This is a genomic window from Streptomyces sp. NPDC048383, assembly GCF_040651775.1.
Classification (GTDB): domain Bacteria; phylum Actinomycetota; class Actinomycetes; order Streptomycetales; family Streptomycetaceae; genus Streptomyces.
Genome location: NZ_JBEZKS010000007.1, coordinates 107,452 through 125,686, shown reverse-complemented (window position 1 = coordinate 125,686; position 18,235 = coordinate 107,452). Strand labels below are relative to the sequence as shown.

At 69.0% G+C, this 18,235-nt stretch carries 17 protein-coding genes; 5 read left to right on the top strand and 12 right to left on the bottom strand.

Annotated features, from left to right (window positions below; translation table 11 throughout):
- Positions 1 to 33: 33 nt before the first annotated feature.
- From AB0D46_RS07860 to AB0D46_RS07835, 6 genes are read right to left on the bottom strand one after another with little or no spacing between them, the layout of a single operon-like run.
- Entirely contained in the window at positions 34 to 1,131 is a 1,098-nt protein-coding gene (locus tag AB0D46_RS07860; RefSeq protein ID WP_362876404.1) for a glycosyltransferase family 4 protein, read from the bottom strand.
- Positions 1,128 to 1,664, bottom strand: coding sequence for a deoxycytidine triphosphate deaminase (locus AB0D46_RS07855; protein ID WP_362876403.1), 537 nt, complete (start codon positions 1,662 to 1,664; stop codon positions 1,128 to 1,130). Before AB0D46_RS07855 ends, AB0D46_RS07860 begins: the two co-directional genes overlap by 4 nt.
- The gene (gene dcd / locus AB0D46_RS07850) at positions 1,661 to 2,197 is read right to left on the bottom strand and encodes a dCTP deaminase (protein ID WP_362876402.1); all 537 of its coding nucleotides are present in this window, start codon (positions 2,195 to 2,197) and stop codon (positions 1,661 to 1,663) included. Before dcd ends, AB0D46_RS07855 begins: the two co-directional genes overlap by 4 nt.
- Positions 2,194 to 3,414 carry a bifunctional metallophosphatase/5'-nucleotidase gene (locus AB0D46_RS07845; RefSeq protein WP_362876401.1) on the bottom strand — a complete coding sequence of 407 codons (1,221 nt, stop codon included), beginning with the start codon at positions 3,412 to 3,414 and terminating at the stop codon, positions 2,194 to 2,196. Before AB0D46_RS07845 ends, dcd begins: the two co-directional genes overlap by 4 nt.
- Positions 3,411 to 4,730 carry a UDP-N-acetylglucosamine 1-carboxyvinyltransferase gene (locus AB0D46_RS07840; RefSeq protein WP_362876400.1) on the bottom strand — a complete coding sequence of 440 codons (1,320 nt, stop codon included), beginning with the start codon at positions 4,728 to 4,730 and terminating at the stop codon, positions 3,411 to 3,413. Before AB0D46_RS07840 ends, AB0D46_RS07845 begins: the two co-directional genes overlap by 4 nt.
- A gap of 2 nt (positions 4,731 to 4,732) precedes the next feature.
- Positions 4,733 to 5,173, bottom strand: coding sequence for an ATP-binding protein (locus tag AB0D46_RS07835; RefSeq protein WP_362876399.1), 441 nt, complete (start codon positions 5,171 to 5,173; stop codon positions 4,733 to 4,735).
- Between the two features lie 176 nt (positions 5,174 to 5,349).
- Here AB0D46_RS07835 and AB0D46_RS07830 point away from each other — a divergent pair, with 176 nt between their 5' ends.
- Positions 5,350 to 6,627, top strand: a complete 1,278-nt coding sequence (locus AB0D46_RS07830; RefSeq protein WP_362876447.1) for a helix-turn-helix transcriptional regulator — start codon at positions 5,350 to 5,352, stop codon at positions 6,625 to 6,627.
- Entirely contained in the window at positions 6,624 to 7,178 is a 555-nt protein-coding gene (locus AB0D46_RS07825; protein WP_362876398.1) for a flavoprotein, read from the top strand. Before AB0D46_RS07830 ends, AB0D46_RS07825 begins: the two co-directional genes overlap by 4 nt.
- 110 nt (positions 7,179 to 7,288) lie before the next feature.
- Here the strand turns inward: AB0D46_RS07825 and AB0D46_RS07820 are convergent, their stop codons facing one another.
- From AB0D46_RS07820 to AB0D46_RS07800, 5 genes are all read right to left on the bottom strand, one after another.
- The gene (locus AB0D46_RS07820) at positions 7,289 to 7,672 is read right to left on the bottom strand and encodes a hypothetical protein (protein ID WP_362876397.1); all 384 of its coding nucleotides are present in this window, start codon (positions 7,670 to 7,672) and stop codon (positions 7,289 to 7,291) included.
- 113 nt (positions 7,673 to 7,785) lie between these two features.
- Positions 7,786 to 9,486 carry a mobilization protein gene (locus AB0D46_RS07815; protein WP_362876396.1) on the bottom strand — a complete coding sequence of 567 codons (1,701 nt, stop codon included), beginning with the start codon at positions 9,484 to 9,486 and terminating at the stop codon, positions 7,786 to 7,788.
- Positions 9,483 to 9,878 (bottom strand): plasmid mobilization relaxosome protein MobC, encoded by a 396-nt coding sequence (locus AB0D46_RS07810; protein WP_362876395.1) that lies wholly within the window; start codon positions 9,876 to 9,878, stop codon positions 9,483 to 9,485. The genes AB0D46_RS07815 and AB0D46_RS07810 overlap by 4 nt, the downstream gene beginning before the upstream one ends.
- An 853-nt stretch (positions 9,879 to 10,731) precedes the next feature.
- A complete protein-coding gene (locus AB0D46_RS07805) occupies positions 10,732 to 11,430 on the bottom strand; it encodes an ATP-binding protein (protein WP_362876394.1) in 699 nt (232 codons plus the stop codon).
- A complete protein-coding gene (locus AB0D46_RS07800) occupies positions 11,427 to 12,338 on the bottom strand; it encodes a hypothetical protein (RefSeq protein WP_362876393.1) in 912 nt (303 codons plus the stop codon). The genes AB0D46_RS07805 and AB0D46_RS07800 overlap by 4 nt, the downstream gene beginning before the upstream one ends.
- A 567-nt stretch (positions 12,339 to 12,905) precedes the next feature.
- On the opposite strand from AB0D46_RS07800, the gene AB0D46_RS07795 reads away from it, so the two are divergent.
- The 3 genes from AB0D46_RS07795 to AB0D46_RS07785 all read left to right on the top strand — a co-directional run bounded on the left by AB0D46_RS07795 (position 12,906) and on the right by AB0D46_RS07785 (position 14,976).
- On the top strand, positions 12,906 to 13,157 hold the full coding sequence (locus AB0D46_RS07795) for a helix-turn-helix transcriptional regulator (RefSeq protein WP_362876392.1): 252 nt from the start codon (positions 12,906 to 12,908) through the stop codon (positions 13,155 to 13,157).
- A gap of 247 nt (positions 13,158 to 13,404) precedes the next feature.
- Entirely contained in the window at positions 13,405 to 13,671 is a 267-nt protein-coding gene (locus tag AB0D46_RS07790; protein WP_362876391.1) for a helix-turn-helix domain-containing protein, read from the top strand.
- Positions 13,672 to 13,728: 57 nt separating this feature from the next.
- Positions 13,729 to 14,976: a site-specific integrase gene (locus AB0D46_RS07785; RefSeq protein WP_362876390.1), complete on the top strand. Its 1,248-nt coding sequence runs from the start codon at positions 13,729 to 13,731 to the stop codon at positions 14,974 to 14,976.
- A gap of 88 nt (positions 14,977 to 15,064) precedes the next feature.
- Here AB0D46_RS07785 and AB0D46_RS07780 read toward each other — a convergent pair whose 3' ends face one another.
- Complete coding sequence (locus AB0D46_RS07780; protein WP_362876389.1) at positions 15,065 to 18,154, bottom strand: hypothetical protein; 3,090 nt, start codon at positions 18,152 to 18,154, stop codon at positions 15,065 to 15,067.
- Between the last annotated feature and the right edge of the window lie 81 nt (positions 18,155 to 18,235).

Below are 18,235 nucleotides of genomic sequence, written 5' to 3'. Positions count from 1 at the left end.
GCCCGGGCGGTGCCGACTGCGCCACGGGTGGTGTCAGGCGAGCCGCCGGCCGAGGTCGGCGATGGCCGTGGCGGTGGTGCTGAGGGGGAAACGGGCGGCGTTGGTGCGGCCGGATGCCCGGAGCATCTCCAGGAGGCCGGGGGTGGTGCGCAGGCGGTGGAGGTCGTGGGCGGCGGTGGCGGGGTTGGTGAAGTCGGTGGCCAGGCCGGTGCCGGATAGGGCTTCGCTGAGTCCGGGGACGGGTTGGTAGAGGACGGGGAGCCCGCAGGCTTGGGCTTCGAGGGCGACGAGGCCCATGGCCTCCAGGGTCGTGGAGGGCACGGCGAGTACGTCGTGGTCGGCGAAGACCTTCCACAGTTGGGCGCGGCGGAACCAGCCGAGGTAGCGGACGTGGACGCCGAGCTGGCGGATGACCGGGGCGAGGTCGAGGAACTGGGCGCGCGGGGCGGCGATGCTCAGCTCGACCGAGCGGGTGGCCGCGACAGCTTGGAGGAGGGGTTCGAGGCCCTTCTCGGAGCTGAGGCGGCCTGCGAAGAGGATCCGCAGGTGGCTGGTGGGACGTCGGGCGGGCCGGGGCGGTGGGCTGGTGAGGAGACGGTCGGGGATGCCCCAGGGGATCTTCTCGATCTTGCGCCTGTCCGTCTTGGGGGCGAGCTTGAGCAGGCGGTCGGCCATGGCGCCGGTGGGGACGACGATCGCGTCGGCAGCGGAGGCGGTCTCGCGGAGAACGCGTAGCTGCGTGGTGTGGTTCTCGGCGTGCAGGAGGTCGGTGCCGTGGACGAAGGCGATCCGGGGGTGGGCGGGCAGGGCGCGCAGGAGGGCGGGGGTGGCGCCGAAGGCCAGGTGGTGCAGGTGCAGCACGCTGATCTGGCGCGGGTCGATGGCGGCCGTCATGGCGTGGCGCAAGTTGGTGACGTACCGGCTGAAGGCGTGGCCGTCGAGACACTTGCCGGAGGCGTGCAGCAGGTCGATGCCGGCCGGGGTGCGGGGTCGGGGGCCGTCGGGGGCGAGCATGAAGGCGTGGGCGGGGATGGCGGGCTGGGTGCCGGCGTAGAGGTCGAGGAAGAGTTCGACGCTGCCGCCGGGGCTGGGGAACGGCAGGTCGAGAGCGGTGGCAACGACGCGGTTCACCGGCGGCCTCCGGGATTCTCCTCGTAGAGGCGGGACGTCTCGATGCCCTCGCTGGTGCGGTACTTGAGGCCGTGCTGCTGGTAGCTGGCGGGGGAGCCGTGGGTGCGGAGGAAGACGAGCTTGCCGAAGGTCATGCCGGGCCGGACGAGTACGGGGCGGGTGGCTCGTATCTCCAGGGTCCAGTGGATCGCATGGCCCTGGTGCCCGAGTGGCGCGGAGACGTGGACCCAGATGCCGAGGGAGCCGGTGGTCCGGTCGCCGTTGAGGAGTTGGGCGTACGTCTCGGAGCCGGTCCGTTCCAGGGTGTGGCCGAGGTAGAGGTGGCCGGGCTCCAGGACGTACCCGTCGTCGGGGAGGGTGAGCTCGGAGAAGGCGGTGGGACTGGCGGCGTCGAGGTCGCCCTCGCAGACGCGGAGCGTGCTGCCCAGGCGCCAGTCGTACGCGTTGGGGGACAGGCGGTCCGGGTCGTACGGGTCGATGGTGATGCGGCCCGCCTCGCGGGCGGCGGCAATGGCTGGTCCGGTGAGGATCACGAGGTCACCGCCGTACCGTCGAGGTCGCGCCAGTACGAGGAGGGCTGGGGCCCGGAGGCAGCCTGGTACTTGCCCTCGTACAGATCGATGGCGCCCTCGGAGACGAAGAACATGATCTGCCCGATCTTCATCCCCGCGTAGACGCGCACGGGACGGGTCGGGGTGAGCATCAGCGTCCACTGGCCGTGGAAGCCGATGTCACCGATGGGCGCGGTGATCTCGACGAACAGCCCCAGTCGGCCGACGGAGGAGCGACCGAAGAGCAGGGGGACGAAGAGGTCGGATCCCACCTCCTCCAGGGTGTGGCCGAGGTATAGCTCGCCGGGCTGGAGGACGTGGCCGTCGTCGCCGATCTCTGTGCGGCGGGTGGGGTTCGGGCGGTGGGTGTCGAGTACCTGGTCGGTGTAGGTGAGCAGGGTCCCGCCCAGGCGGACGTTGTAGCTGTTCGGGTTGACCTGGGTCGACGTGAAGGGGGAGATGTGCAGCCGTCCGTCCTTCGAGGCGGAGGTGATCTCGGGCCCGGTGAGGATCACTGGTCGTCTCCGTTGGTCAGGATGCTCCGGATCGCCGAGCCGAGGCTGAGGCCGGCGGGGTGGGCTCGACTGCCGAGACAGGTGTCGGCGAGGTAGTCGGTGGTCAGCACGCTCGTCAGCCCGGCGGGGAGCGGATCGGGGGATGTGATCAGGGGTCCTGCCTGCTCGGTGAGGTGAGTGAGCAGGGCAGCGGGGTCGTCCCGGAAGGCCGGCGCAACCTGGGCCTCGACCAGGTTGTTGTCGAACGGCTCGATGGCCAGCAGGTCTCCCGCGGTGAGGACTTTGCCCAGCAGCGTCGTGCGCACGGCGGTCTCGTTGAGGACGACCGCCTCGCTGCCTAGTCCGTTGCGTAGCCGGTCGGCCAGTTCGCGGAGCAGGACGCGGCGGTCGAGCGGCTTGTTCCGATGGGGAGAGGCGAGACGGCCCAGCGGCTCAGCCAGCTGTGCGTCGATGGAGGAGATCTGTTCACGGACGGAGGCCAGCTCGGTCGGCAGGACGGTCTTCGAGGTGTCAGGGAAGCGGGCGGTCCGTCCGACCCAGCCTTCGGGGGAGCGCTCGGCGACTGCGTAGCCGACGGCGAGCTCCTGGCCCTTGAGCACGAGGGTGCTGCCGACCCGTTCGGGTCCCGTGTGTTCGCTGTGGCAGTGGCCGGCGAAGACCACGTCGAGGAAGGGGCACGCCTCGGCGAGCTGGAGGTCCTGCTCGAAGCCGGAGTGGCTGAGGAGGACCCATGAGTCGACCTCGTGGTGGTGCGCGAGCATCAGCTCGCGCAGAGCGTGGACGGGGTCGGTGACGCGGTGGGCGGACCGCTGCCCGGCCGGGATCGAGTTGAACGCCTGCGGGCCGATCACGGCCGTGACGGCCGTCCGTCGGTCCGAGATGTCCACGATGCGCAGACGGCGGAAGAGCGCGTTGCCGGTGGAGTCCTCGACGACGTTGGCGCATACGGTCCGCTGGTGGAGGCCCGGCTCGAAGTAGTGCGGCCAACCGTGGTTCCCGGGAGCGACGACGTCGTACAGGGCGAGCAGGATGTCCCGTTCGAGCCCGCCCCGGCCGAGGCGGTAGTACCCGGTGCCCTCGAAAAAGTCGCCGCAGTCCACCAGCAGGCTGTCCGTGCGTGCCTGGTGGAGGTGCCCGAGCAGCGGGCCGCCGGCACCGAGGGCGGAGTGGACGTCGGTGGTGGCCATGATCTGCCGTAGGGAACGGGCCGTGGTCATGGCGCGACCTCGCAGATGTCGGCGCCGAGGTGGAGGAGCTTGCCCGGCAGGTCGGCGTGGCCGCGGCGGAGCTGGTCGACTCCGCCGAGGGTGGTGATGCCGCGGGCGGTCAGGGCGGCGACCATGAGTGCGGAGCCGGTGCGGATGTCGGTGGCCTCTACCCCGGCTCCGGTGAGGCGTTGCGGGCCGGTCAGCCGGCATTCGGTGGGGGAGATCTCCTCGATCTTCGCGCCGAGCCGAGCCAACTGGGGCAGCAGGTTCCCGTGGCGGCCGGGGTTGATGGAGTCGGCGAACAGGTGTGTCCCGGGCTGGCCGAGAGCCAGTGCCATCAGGGGAGGTTCGAAATCGGCGTCCAGGCCGCCGGTGGCGAGTGTGGCGATGGCGCGAAGGGGACGACCCTTGGGCCGGGCGGCGCTTCCGTCGACCAGGAGGCCGTCCTCCCGTACCGAGGTGGGGATGCCCAGCCGTTGCAGGGCTGCCTGCAACGGCACCACATCCCGACCTTGGACGCCCTCGATGCGCGCGGTCCCACCGGTGGCGGCGACGGCGCAGGCCAGGGTGCCTGCCTCGATCTTGTCGCCTGGTACGCGCCAAGCCGGAGCCTCGGCCGGTGATGCCGCTGCCGGGCTCAGGTCCAGGACCTGTTCGCCAGCTCGGGCCTCCCATCCCGCCGAGCGCAGGGCGTCCAGCACGGTGATGACTTCTGGCGACAGGTTCGGCCGACCGAGGTGCAGCGCACGGCCCGCGACGACCGCACGCAGGACGGCGACGACCGTCGCACCGCGCGACCGGAACGGCAGCGTGTGGGTGACCGTTCCGGTGGTGGGTCGACCGGCCGCGACGTCATAGCCCTCGTCATGGACGGCGACACGGTCACCGAACGCCTCGTACACCTTGAAGTGCAGGTTCATGCCGCGCTCCCCGATCCGGCATCCCCCGGGCCAGGGCAGCCGGGCGCTCCCTTGTAGGGCGAGGAGTGCGGGCACCAGGTAGTACGACGCGCGGATACGCGCGGCCGGGGCCAGGTCGGGTTCCGCGGGTACGGCGTCAGGGGCCATGATCACCACGCTGTCGTGCCGTCCCACAGCTCGGGCGACGTGCCAGCCCGCTCCTTGGATCAAGGTGAGCATCCAGTGGACGTCGGCGCTGGCGGGGACGTTCTCCAGCTGGATGGTCCGGCGCACGGCTGCTGCGGTGGCCAGCAGCGGCAGGGCGGCGTTCTTGGAGCCATCTACGGTGACCGAACCGGAGAGGGGCCTCCCCGGACGTACGGCGATGACCTCCGCGCTCGTCGCAAGAGCTCGATGAGGTGCCATGTTCAACTCCTTTGCAGGGGAGGTTGCGTGATGGATGGCGTGACCGAGGTGGGTACGGACAGATCGAGCTCGGCCCAGCAGGATTTGCCGCCGGCGCTGTGGTCGACGCCGTGCCGGTCGGCGAGTGCGTCGATGATCAGCAGCCCGCGGCCGTCCTCGGCGTCCGTACGGGGTGGGCGTGCGTGGGGGAGGGCGGAACTTCGGTCGCGGACCTCGAAGCGCAATCGGCTCCCGCGCAGGCGAGCGGTCACGGAAGCAGCTCCGTTTCCGGTGTGCTGAACGGCGTTCGCCAGCAGTTCGCCGGCCACGGCCTCTGCTACGTACATGCCGTCGGTGCCGATGACCGAGCGCCAGCCTCTGATCTCGTTCATCACCTGATGCCGGGCACGAGCGGCGCCCTCGGGCGTACTCGTGACGGTCAGCGTGACCTCGTGCACTTCCATGAGCAGCCTCCTGGAGGGGTGCGGTCCCACTAGGCAAGCGGGTCATGAGGCGGACCCGCGATGCCCCGCGCAGCCCCTGCATCGTTCATGCACGTTGTGCATGGCCGACAAGTTCCTTGCAGATAGGCTCGGTTGAGCAGGCAGGATCGGTCTCGGCAGAAGGGGCCGTGGCGGAGATGGTCGACACGCAGGGCGAGGTGCACCGGATCGGTGAACTGATCCGCCGGGCTCGGGTCTTACAGGGCCGCTCACAAGCGGACGTGGCCGGCGAGCTGGGATATCACCAGTCGAAGATCAGTCGACTGGAGGGCGGACGCGGAACGGACGACATCCGGGTTCTGCGCGACGTCGCCCGCATCCTGCGCATTCCCCCGGCGCGACTCGGTCTGGCGGAGGCCGCCCCGGAAGCCGATCCCCACGATCCGGAGACAGAGGAAATGCTGCGCCGCCGTACCTTCCTTGCCGCCAGCGTCACCGCACTCACAGCCTCGGTCGCGCCGACGGCTGCGCACCCCGCGCTCGTCCAGGCACTCCTGCCGGGGATGCCGACGACTCCGACGACGGAAGCGCCGGAGTCCGGGGAACTACGAAACCGGGCAACGGCCATCCGGCGCCTCTGGAGCACGTGCGACTACGCGGAGCTGGAGCGGACCCTTCCCGGCCTGATCACCGATCTTCGCCACTGCATCGCCGAATCCCCGCAGGCCGAGGAGCTTCCCCGCTTCCTGGCCACGGCCTACCAGACCTCGGCCAGCCTCCTGCTGAAGCAGGGAGACCCCGGCACGGCGTGGCTCGCCGTCGGGCGCGCGATGGCCGAGGCCGAACGCTCAGGTGATCCGCTCGTCCTCGCCGCCAGCGTCCGCCTCCACGCGCACGTCCTGGTCCGCGAACAACATGCTGGCCAGGCCGTCACGCTGATCAAGCACACGGCCTCACAACTCGCCGGTGCGTACGACCGGCAGCCCCACCACCACCTCTCCGTGGTCGGGTTGCTGCTACTGCGCGGAGTCACGGCTGCCAGCAGGGCCGGGGACCGCGCTGCCACGTCAGAGTTCCTGGCCGAGGCCAAGGAGGTGGCGAAGTACGTCGCCCTGGACCACCCCGACGCCTGGGCCAACTTCAGCCCCACCAACGTGGCTCTCCACGAGATCAGCGCGGCCGTGTCCTTTGGCGACGCGGGCGTCGCCATCGACATCGCCCGTCCGCTCATGCGCCGACACATCCCGGTTCCCGAGCGCCGGGCCGCACTGTGGGTGGAAGCCGCCCGTGCCTACGCGCAGCAGGGCCGCCTCGCCGACGGCTACCAGGCCCTGCGGATCGCGGAGACCTGCGCAGCCCAGGACGTACGGCGACCAGCCGTCCGGGACCTGGTCGCCGACATGGCAGCGCGCGACCGTCGGCGTACGCTGCCAGAGCTCCACTACTTCAGCCGCCGACTGGGAGTACCCGCGTGACCGAGCCGCAGCGCAAGCCCTTCCTGTACGTCGTCGTCTGCGCGGCCGGGATCGCGGGCGACGTCGGCAAGCTGATCGACGCCGCGCACGAGCGGAGCTGGGACGTCGGCGTCGTCGCCACCCCGCAGGGGCTTCCCTTCCTCGACGTCGCCGCGGTCGAGGAGCGGACCGGTTACCCCGTCCGCTCCGCCTGGCGCGCGCCCGGGGACGCACGGTCCTTCCCACCCGCTGATGCGGTCGCCGTTGCCCCGGCAACCTTCAACACGGTCAACAAGTGGGCGGCCGGATTCGCGGACAACCTCGCCCTCGGCATCCTCTGCGAGGCTCCGGGCATGGGCATCCCCACCGCCGTCCTGCCCTACGTGAACACCGCCCTCGCGGCCCACCGCGCGTACCAGCGGAGCCTTGCAGAGCTGCGCGAGATGGGTGTTCTGGTCGGCAGCTACGAGCCTCACCGCCCGAAGTCCGGCGGCGGTGCCGACCGCTTCCGCTGGGAGGAAGCCGTTGACCTCCTGGCTCCGTTGCTGGCGGCAGGGGCCGCCCACCACTGATCCTGCGACTGCCAGTGGGTAAGGCCTGCCGGACTTGCGCATCGGGAATGCCTGCGACCGGTGACCGGGAGGTACCCGGTCACCGGTCGCAGAGTGCTGTTCCGGGCCCGTCAGTCTTCGTAGGGGAGGTATATGCCGCCATCCGGAGCGGCGATGGCGCACAGGCGCTCGTACTCGGTGCGGTCTTCCTCTGTCATGTGCGGGAGTACGTCCATGACCATGCGGGCTTCGGGGTGCCGGGCGAAGTACGAGAGCACGAGCTTGGTGAGGGCCTGCACGGCCTTGTCTTGTTCGAGGGCGGCCGCGGCGTTGCGGGCGGTCAGTGCTGCCACGGCTTCGAGTTCGGCGCGCGTGGCCTGGAAGGCGGTCGTCTGTTCGGCCTGGGTGAAGGGGCGCCCGTCACTGTGGGACCAGGTGTTGGTGTCGGGTCGGAGCTTGAAGTCCGCGTCCAACAGCAGGGCGATGATTTCGATGCGCAGTTCGGTTTCGGGCATGCGGGGGTTCCTTACGGGATGGGGCCGGTGGTGATGTTTTTCAATGCTCCGGAGAAACCCCGGTTTGGCTGACCGGGGATCGTCGGCTATGTAGGGACGGACACGTCCTGGCGTCAGCGCCGGCGGGAGGCATTGTTCGCGGGCTTCGGAGCCGGTTGTGTGGTCGCCGCGTGCCGGGGGAGCGATGCTGCGGGATCGGCAGGAAGGTGCGCGAGACGGCGGAGACGCCAGACGAGGACGTCGCTGACGGAGGTGGCGCTGTCCAGCTCCCGGTGCCGCGTGGCTTCTGCGAGGAGATGGGCTGGGTTGTGGCCTGCGGCCCGGGTATCGGCGAGTGTGGCCGCCAGGGCGGGCCAGCCTGGCTCGGCCAGAACTTGTTCGGCGATCTCGGGCAGCGCCTGGCGTAGGACGGCTGCCTGTCGTCGCTGCAGTTGCAGGGAGCGGCCTCGCTGGTGGAGCACGGACATCGGCTGGGCGGCCGCGATCTCGTAGGCGGCGCGCAGGTGTTCGGCGGCTTGGTGCGCGGCTTCGGCTTGCTGGGCGTGCTTCTTTTTGGCGTGCCAGTTCGCCGCCGCGGTGACGAGGAAGAACGCGGTGTCGATGAGCATGGCGGTGGTGGCGCCGTCCTCTCCGATGCCGAGGGCTGATCCGCTGTGGGCGAGGTCGTGCGCGGCCTGGCGCAGGGCGCGGTCGTGCCCGCGTACGGCGCGGACGTGGGAGCGGGAGGCCCGTTCGAACGCGAATGCTGCATCCCGGAGTTCTCGTCGGGTATGGGCGGCGGAGGTCTCGGCGAGCGCGTCGAGGACCTCGCCAGCTGCGGCGATCCGGGCTGCTACCGTGCCGTCGTCGCCGTGCTCGATGAGCAGCAGCACCTGCCAGGTCGCCGTGGTCGCGCGGCGGCGGGCGTACGCCGGGCCGGTCACCGGCGGGAGAGCGGGCTGCTCCAGTGAGACGACTTCGTCGGAGGAGGGTTCTGCCGACGGGGTCCAGCGTTCGCGGATGCGGGGCAAGGAGAGGTCGGAGGCGAGCTTGGATCCTGAGTAGAAGACGGGCTCGCCGTGCTTGTTTCGGTCGTCGGGCAGGGCCGCGGTGTAGCCGAGGAGGTCCCCGGACGGTGCTACGCGCTGCTTTACGAGGACACTGGCATGGGTGAGGCGGCCGAAGAACTCCTCCTCGCTCCGGGCACCGGCTGCCGCTCGTCGGACGCTCTCGCGCAGTTCCTCCCTCGGGGTGCGTTCCCGCTGGTGGCGGGCGGCTTTGTGGCGCTCGGCGCTGGTGGGGCGCTGGGCTGCGGTTCCGTCACCGGTGTTGAGGCGGCGCAGGCCGTAGTCGGCCTCGATGAGACGGGCTTCGGCCTGGGAGCGCTTGGCTTCGTTGTGGCGGCGGGGCCGCCGGCCGTCCTCGCGGACGGTGGTGGCGATGATGTGGATGTGGTCGTCGGCGTGGCGGACGGCTGCCCAGCGACAGGCGGCGGTGTCGGCCTCGGGGGCCATGCCGGTGGCGGCAACCATGCGGCGGGCGATGTCGCCCCATTGCTCGTCGCTGAGGATCGGGTCCTCGGGCGCGGCACGTACGGACAGGTGCCAGACGTGCTCGGTGGGGCGCCGTGACTTGGGAAGGGCATCGACAGGCTGGTCGAGGAGCCTTTGCAGGTCCGCGTAAGTAGCTTTCGGGTCGCGTCCGGGGTCGGGGACGAGGCTGTCCCAGGCCGCCACGAGGTGCGGGTCGGTGTGTTCCTCGTGGGTGCCGGGGCCGTAGAGGTAGCGGATCAGGCCGATGGTGCGGGTGCCCATCTTGTGGATGCGGGGGATCATCCGGTGGGAGTCTCCGCTTCTACGTATCGCTGGGTGAAGTCGTCCACGCGCTCGGCGGTCCGCTGGACCGCGTCGAGGACCGCCTTGGCGTGGGGGGCATCGGCGCCGGAGTTCAAGACGGTGGCGACCTGGTTGAGGTTTCTGCCGATCTGGCCGAGGGCCCGGCGCAGCGCGAACAGCTCTCTGACCATGTCCCGGTGGGTGGCGATCTCGGCTTCGGTGTGTTCGAGGTCGCGTGCGGCCTTCAGCGCAGAGTGGGCGAGGAAGCTGGCGATGCTCATGTGGCAGGCAGACGCGGCGTGGGTGAGGAGCTGGAATTCGTCGTCGTTCATGCGGCAGCTGGGCTGGTGCATGCGCTTCTTCTCGGCGAGTAGGCGTTCACGCTGGCGCACGTGCGATGTCGTTGGGGCGGTGTGCGTGCAGCGGGGGGTGTGGCAGGTGTGCTGTCCCTCCGATTCGTGGTGCGGTCCGGCCTCGGCCGCGTCCCGAAGGACCGGCGCCTCCTGGTGCCGGTCCGCTCCCGCCACCCCTGGGGCGGGGGAGCCCAGAGCATTGCTCCCGACGGGAGCAATGCTCTGGGTACAACTTGCTCCTCCTGAGGCTGGAAGCGAGGGCATCTGCTCGTCGTGGCTGGGACCGTCGTGCGGTGGGTTGTGCATGCGTGTCCTTGAAGCGGTAGAGGCTGGTCGTGTGAAGGGGCTGTTGGGCGGGGTCGACCGGTTGGGGACCGCTCGCTCGTGACGCGAGACGCTGCCGGTGCTGTCCGGGGACCGGGCGGGGACGGTCCCCGTTTAGGGGAGGCGCTCGGTCCCCAGCGGCAGGGGCGTGGGGGACCGGTCCCGTCTCGGTCCCCGACGTGGTGACCTGACGGTCCCCGACGTGGTGACCTGACGGTCCCCGAACCGCCGCAGGGTGGTCCCGGATGGTGGGGACCGTGGGGACGGTCCCCACTGAGTCGGGGGACGTCAGGCGAGGTGACCTGCGGAAACAGAGTTGGGGACCGGTCCCCGTGGTGGCCGGCGCGCGCAGCGCAATCAGGAGACGGTCCCCGATCGACTGCTGTCGGTCCCCTCCTGGGGGAGGGCGCTGTCAGGCGGGACCGGGGTCAGTTTGGGGACCGGGACCGGGTTGGGGACCGTGATGGGGACGGGACCGGGACTGGGGTGGGGACGGTCCCCGAACGGCTCGGGTCAGTGGTTCGGTCCCCACGATGACGGGGACTGACCCGGGTGGGGACCGTGGTGGTCAGGAGCCCGACGGCTGGGTGCGTCGGCGGTCCGGGCCGGTGAGGATGACGCGGGTGGTCATCTCTGCCAGGCGGGAGGCGACGCGGTCCCCGACTGCGTTGCGGAGTTCCGCGATCGGCAGGTTGGTGGTGATCAGGGTCGGGAGCATCTCGGTGTAGCGGCGGTTGATCAGCCGGTACGTCAGCTCCTCGGTCCACTCGGACTGCTTGGCCGCGCCGAGGTCGTCCAGGATCAGCAGCGGGCACCGGCCGAGCTCTTGGATCTCCCGCTCGGGGTCGTGGTTGGGCCGGGGCCGGACCTGGGCGTAGAGGTCGGCGGAGGTGACCGCCTGCCAGCGCAGGCGTACTCCGGCGGCCAGCAGCGAGCGGACGGCTCCGTAGGCCTGATGTGTCTTGCCGATGCCGGTGGTTCCGGCGATCAGCAGCGAGGGGCCGTAGGCGATGCCCCGGGTACCGGCCGGCCCGTTTCGCCCGGCGCGGGTGACCGCCTCCACCCAGCCCAGGACTTCGGGTTGGGTGGCGAGTGCCTCGCGGTAGCGGGGCGGGATGCGGCGGTCGGCGAGTTCCAGGGCGGTCACCGGCTCCACTGTGGGCCCGGCGGGTGCGGTGTCGGGGTCGATGCCCTTGGCAGCGAGAATGGCCTGGAGACGGGCTGCCAGGGTGCCAGCACGCTGGGGTTCGCGGGTCGCGGTGGTCACAGCTGGCCTCCGTAAGCGGCTTCGGCGTCAACGGGGTTGGTGTACGGCTGAGGGGGCCTGCGCGCGCCAGTAGTGGCCTGGGGCGGGTTCATGGCCTCGTTGACCAGGCTGGGCAGCACGCTCGGGTGGAGGCTCTTGACGCGCATGCGCTCGACCCCGGCTCGGACGTGCTCTGGGTCGATGCCTTCGCGCAGCAGCTTGCCGATCTCCCGGCCGACATGGCCCAGAACGCTCTCAGGGGGACGCTTTCCGCACGCGGCGGCATACTCGCCGACCAGCTGGTGGGTCGTGGCGGTCTGGGGTGCTCCAGCGCCCCCCAACGGAGATCCTAGATCCCTGATCCTAGATCCTAGATCCGGACGATGAGGGCTCGGCGCGGGCTCTCGTACTTCTCCCTGATGCCGCTCGGAGGGCTCAGTGAACCCGTCCTGACCTGCGGATACGGGGATCATCGAAGCGGCATGAGATGTGGGTGCGAGCTCCGGGGCGGGTGCCTGATGGTGCACGGACGCCTCACGGAGCCCTCCCTGCGCCAGCGGTGAAGTCAGGGGTACCCGGCCGCCGTCGTGGTAGGGGCAGTTCGGGTGCCGGACACCGCTGGGGCGGTTGACCTTCTGGTGCTTGGAGAAGGTCACGATGTGCAGGTACCGCTTGCCGTCCTCGCCCTCGTACCGGCAGATGAGTTCATTGCCAGCGAGCTGGGTGAGGTCGTCCTCGACCTCGATCGGGCCGTGTTCGGGGCGCAGGGACCACAAGAGGCCCGCGATGACGGCGGACTGGTCCCGGAACCGGCCGTGGTCGTCGGCCTGGGTGAGCAGGCCGAAGAACGTCCGCTCCGCGGTGATGCTGACGGCGGCCAGCGATTCGGAGCTGAAGGCTTCCGGCTTGATGGTGCGGATGCGTGCCATGCCTATCGCCCCGCCTTCGCCTGCTGCTGGGACGGCGACGCCTGGGTGGGCGCGGGTGTGTGGACGGCTGCTTCGGCCGTAGTGTGGGGCATAGACGTTCCTCAGATCCGTTCAGGAGTGGGCGGTTTGGACAAGGGGCTCCCATCGGCTCTCGGCGCTGCAACGCCGGGAGCCGATTCCTTTGTCAGGGGTGCTTGGCCAATACAGCCACACCCAGCCCGCGCAAGTCCAGCGAATCCGCACTCGAAAAGCGTCAGAGTGCATCGCTGATCGCGAACGTCTTCACAGTAAGGGCGAATCCCCGGTTGACCAAAAAGTCGACGGCGCAGGGAGAGCGACGAAGATCGCACCCCGAAAGTCGTTGACCGGGGTAGGCGAGGCGATCTATGTTTCCGCCGCCGGAGCCACGGATGGTGTGCGTACCTCTGTGATCCGAGATGGGTCCTAGTTCCGCAATGGCCGCCTATGCGTGAATCGCCAGTTCGTTCTCCGCGAAACGGGCCCCAAAGTCCCATGTCTAGGCTTCCGCGATTACGTGAACCCGGGAACCCGAGCTACAACAGACGCATGCCCAGAAGAGCTACGGAAATCGGTCCCGCCGGAGACCGGACCGCCCACGCCATCGAGCGGCTGCGCACCTCGCGCGGATTCGCCCAGCGTGAGCTCGCTGCCCGTGTCACCGAGCTCGGCCACCCCATGACCAACACCATGCTGTCCCGCATCGAACGCACCCGCCGGCGCTGCGACGTGGATGACCTCGTCGCCATTGCGGCCGCCCTCGGTGTCTCCCCACTCGCCTTGCTCCAGCCCGCGCCGTAGGGGTCCGGGGTGGGTGCGCCGTGACGCCGCCCCGGCTTATACCCGGCGATCCCCGGTCAGCCAAACCGGGGATTCTCCAGACCATTGAAGTAGTCCGCTCCACCTGCCTGACAGCAAGCGGGGGTGGACTCGTCATGCCCGATGTCCGTCGCCACAGGCTGTCGACGGACGACCCCGAAGGTTTCGATACGTGCGAAGTGCTGCTTGTGACAGTGAATTGCTGGCGAATGTCCCTATGCCTCCCCCCGTGTCGCCGCTGCGGAGGGGTTTTCTGAACGTGCGTGAAGCCGCCGAATACCTGGGGCTGTCGCCCGCCACCCTTTACGTGTGGCGGCACCGCCGCCAAGGTCCGCCGAGTTTCCGGATGGGGCGGAGCGGACGCGTGATGTACCGGATCGAAACGCTTGACGAGTGGATCCGGGAACAGGAGCAGGCGGACTCCCGCAGTAACACTTCCCTAAATCCGGTGAATGCCGCCCCGCAGCGCCGCGCCGGGTACGCGGCCACGGCCTGACCGATCTACTCGGCCTTACCACCTGCCCTACGTCCAACCCTTGCCCCGAGGAATTCTTTGGCTGGATATATCGAAGACCGTTGGATCAAAAAGAAGAAGGATCCCGTCACCGGGAAGCGTGAGCGTACGACCCGTTACGGCAAGGGGTCTCGGTACCGTGTCGCTGGAATCCCGGGCGTCCGGGACATGTCGTTCGACGTGCTGGAGGACGCCAAGGGGTGGCTCCGGCGGTCCGGCACCGACAGCGAGCGGGGCGAGTTCGTCGACCCACGCGACGGCTCCATCACCTTGACGGACTTCGTCACGCGCCACTGGCGCGCCGGCGTTCGCGGCGCGCCCGGCACGGTCAAGCGAGTTGACGAGCGTGTACGACTCCACATCCTTCCGCACCTCGGCGCGGTGGCGCTGCGCGACGTGTCGGCGACCGTCCTGCGCGGCTACATAGCCGCGCTCGAAGGCGAGTGCTCTCCGCGGTACGCCCGGCAGATCCTCACCTCGCTGTCGAACATCTTCGAGACCGCGATCGACGACAAGCGCCTCGTGCGCAACCCGATGCGGGCCAAGACGGTGCGTTGGCCGAAGGCCCCCGACGAGGATCGTGACGCGTGGCCGCTGGCAACGGCACAGAGGGTGCGGGACGTGATCAACCCTCGCTACCGGATCGCGGTCGTCGTCGCGCTGGGGTGTGGGCTGCGCCAGGGCGAGGTGTTCGGGCTGTCGCCGAGGGACATCGACTTCGAACGCGGTGTCATCCGAGTGCGCAGGCAGGTGCAACTCCTCTCAGGGCGCCTCTACTTCGCCCTGCCCAAGGGTGGCAAGACGCGCATCGTCGACATGCCCCGCTCGGTGGCTGCGGAACTGGCCGCGTACTTCCCCGACCATCCGGCGGTCGACGTCGAGCTCCCCTGGGGCGGACCGGAGCCCGACCGGGAGAAGCAGAGCTCCCCGCTCATCCTCACGACGACGTACGGCAACGCCATCCGCGCCAACATCTTCAACGACGAGGCCTGGAAGCCTGCCCTCGCTGCGGCCGGAGTCATTCCCGCACGGGAGAAGGGTGCGCGGTGGAAGGCTTCGCGCAAGGACGGCTTCCATGTGCTCCGGCACACCTATGCCTCGGTCCTGCTCGAAGCGGGCGAGTCCATCGTCACGCTCGCCCGGTGGCTCGGTCACTCAAGTCCGACCATCACCCTCGACCACTACGCCCACTTCATGCCGGAAGCCGGCGGCAAGGGCCGGGCGGCCATCGACGCGCTGCTCGGCATGGTGCCCGAGTACGTACCTGACGGGTTGGTCGTGTCGTGAATAACGGTTGGCACTGCAGATGCTGTGCCAGATGTCGGGCAGGAGGCGGTGTGCGGTGGCCTGGTGAACGACAGACTTGGCCGAAGGCTCACACGGCACCGTCCATCTTGGTGGCGGCTGTTCGCACCTGCCGGTGGTGGTCCTGCTGCAGCTGCACAAGGAGGGGGTGGTTGCAGGGGAGGCTCTGAGCGATGTTGACCCGCACGCGCCAGTCCGTGTCACCCGCTAGGAGCTCCCTGCACAGTTCGAGTGTGGCCTCGTCCCCCTGTGGGCTTCTGGCAGCAAAACATCGGGCCCAAGCTTGCTGGTGGACGGCAAGGGTTGTCAGGGGCGGTAGATGGGCCGGGTCGAGATGGCCGAGTGCTCGTGCGATTAGACGGGCCTCGCCGTCTGTGGCATGAGATAGCTGCTTCAGGGCGATGACGGCGATGGCTGACGCTGTCGCTTCACTCGAAGCGCCCAGACGGGCAGCCGTGACGAGGGCTTGCGGACGGATCATGGGTGGGCTCATGAGGAAGCGGAAGCGGTCCAGTGGATGGTCTGGCAGGTTCTCGTCGGCAGGTACTGGCAGTTCCCCTCGCGCCGCTGCCAGAGCCAGTTCGGCGTAGGGGCGCCGCTGCTGAATGGGCAGCAACTCGGCGGCGTAGCCCAGCGCGGTGATCGCGGCACACTGATCGTCGCGATCACGAGGTGCTGTGATCTGTTCTGCGAGGGATTCGATCCTCGGCGCGATCTCCTCCACCGGCAGGAGCCGTGCACCGATCGCGATGAGGTCTGTCCCGCTGAGATTGCTGTCGCCGGCTCCGCCTTGCTGCAGCCAGTCGGCAACCGCCTGTCGACAGATGCCGGGCTCAGCGTCCGCGAGGAGGAGGAGCCGGACAGCACCTACCTTGCCGTCCATTGCGGCGGCCGTGCACTCCTTCGAGATCACCGATGCATGCTTGATGAAGAGGTCCTGGGCATGTCGTAGAACCTCATCGAGAAGGTAGTCGCTAGTCAGAGCGGCCCGCGCCAGGTCTTGCGCGGCCCCGGGGCCGAGAATTTCGTGGACGCCAGCCAGCGCGGCGAGGGCCCGGATCCGTGCCCTCGCGGTGTCCGCAGTGGTTCGCTCGATCACCCCCGGACTGCCAGCGGCCCGGCGAGCCTGTTCGGGTGTGGTGAGCACCGCGAGTGCCCTGATGATGCCCCAGGCGGACTCGGTCGGAGGGGTAACGGCCCTGGTTCGGGGAGTGGGTTTCTCTACCTCTCTGATTGCCTCTTCGATCCAGACTTCGGCGGTACTGTCGGTCAGGATGTCGGCCATCCGACCGGCGAGGGCGAAGGCACAGGTGCGCTCCCACACTGGCCGGTCACGAAGGTCTGCGGGCGGGGCCCAGGCAAGCGCTTCGGGAGGAAGAGCAGGAAAGAAGGTGCGCACCTGCTTGGCCGCGTTCGCGATGCCGGAGTTGATCAGGTGGTTCATCGCCTGAACCGTCTCGCCGACAGCCGTGTACAGGCGGGCCAGGAGTTCTTCCGCTTCCCGCTCGTGGGCCCAACTGCCCAGGGCGAACGCGCGGCGCCGATACTGCAGCTGGTCTTGGCGCGCGTCCTGATGCTTCCCGCGGAGGAGCGTGGCCATCGCTGGGTCACGGTGGTTCGATGCCACAGGCATGATGCTGTTGCCACCGGCCTGCCGCAGGACTCGTTGGAAGGTATGCGCGTCGATGGCTTTGAGGTAGTCCTGAGAGCTAGTGGCGTGACGGCTGATCACGAGTCGCTGGGCTGCGAGCCACTCTTCCGCGTCACCGTGGGTGCCGGCAGTGAGAGAGTGTTCAATAGCGTCGTAGTAGCCGTCCACGGCCCCTTCGGCGTCCCCGCCGATGACTAGGAATCGGGCACGGCGGGCGGCAAGCAGAGCGCGCACGGCCATTCGGTAGTCGTGCCGCGCGGCTCGGTGCAGTTTCCGCCACGTGCTTCCCGAGGGATCCGCGTCCGCAAGGCTCGCTCGCAGTCGGGCCGTGTCCAGATGGCCGGCTGTCCCGGCGACGATGATCGCTTCGAGCAAGCCCAGCCGCTTCGTAAGTAGATCCGGCCTGCGTGCCGCCATTGCGTGTTCGGTGAACAGAGCCGCCGCGAGCTGCACACTGGGGTCGTCCGGGGACTGAACGTCGAGATACCCGGCGACGTCGTCGAGTGACACGGTGTGTTCGAACTCGTACTCGGCGAGACAGCCGAGGGTGTTGATGCTGCGGATCAGTGCGTCGTCCCCTTCGACCTGCTGCTCAGAAAGCGCGGCGATGGTGCGCCGGGCCTCGAAGGCGAGGCCGTCTGATAGGCCGCGCGCCATATTCTGCAGATCGATACGAAGAGCGGCATCGTGCTCGCCAGCATCATGAAGAGCGGCTGCTTGCCGTGCCCGCATCCAGCTCGCGAATGGGGCGTAGAGCGTCTGCTCGAGCTGCTCTGCAATGTATGCGTACACTTCCGCAGCCTGGCCCGGCTCGTCCTCGCGGGCCTGGTCCCCCTCAGCGAGGTACTCGGAAAGCCCCAGATGTGCCACCGGGCCTCGCAGCAAGGCCTCGGCGTCCACCTGCTGCCCCTCCAGCACGGCAGGAGCCGGCTCCTCCGGCGTGGGGGGCGGGCAGAACACCTGGGTCGTTGCCGCCCCGAAGAAGGCGGTCACGATCTCCGGGTGCGGCCGCAGCTCATCGGACAGACGCTTCCTATTCCACAGTTCGAGTTGGAGATCCGGGTGTCTTTGCCGCAGCTCCATGAGGCGATCCTGGATATCCGTGCGACTCGCATCATGAGTGGTGACGACGACGAAACGGGTGGCCCCCAAAGGCCGCTTGCCTGTGACGAAGCGGTCGACCGCCCTCTCGAGGTCCTCACACGTGAACTTCTTCAGCCTCTTGGCCTGGAACACAGCGACTTCCGTGCCCGTCACGCCCGCGACATCGATGCCGTGCTGGTTCTGGCCCCGCTCGCCGTAGATCCACGTCTCCTCCCAGCCCTCCACCTTCCGGACGAGCCACGCGATCAGGTACTCCACGCTCTCCCAATCGAGATCGTGCGTGTTGAGCAGGTGGGGTGACGACACCACCAGTGGGGGCGCAATCAACGTGGGCCGGCGGAACAGGGCGTGTTCCGCGCCCATCTGGCACCACGCCTGATGGGCTGCGGTCCTCTCGGGAGTCATGAAGGCAACCTAAGGGGAGGGTCGGACATCCGTCCCCTGAACGGGCAGGACGAGAACCTGTCGCCAAGATCGACGGTCTGC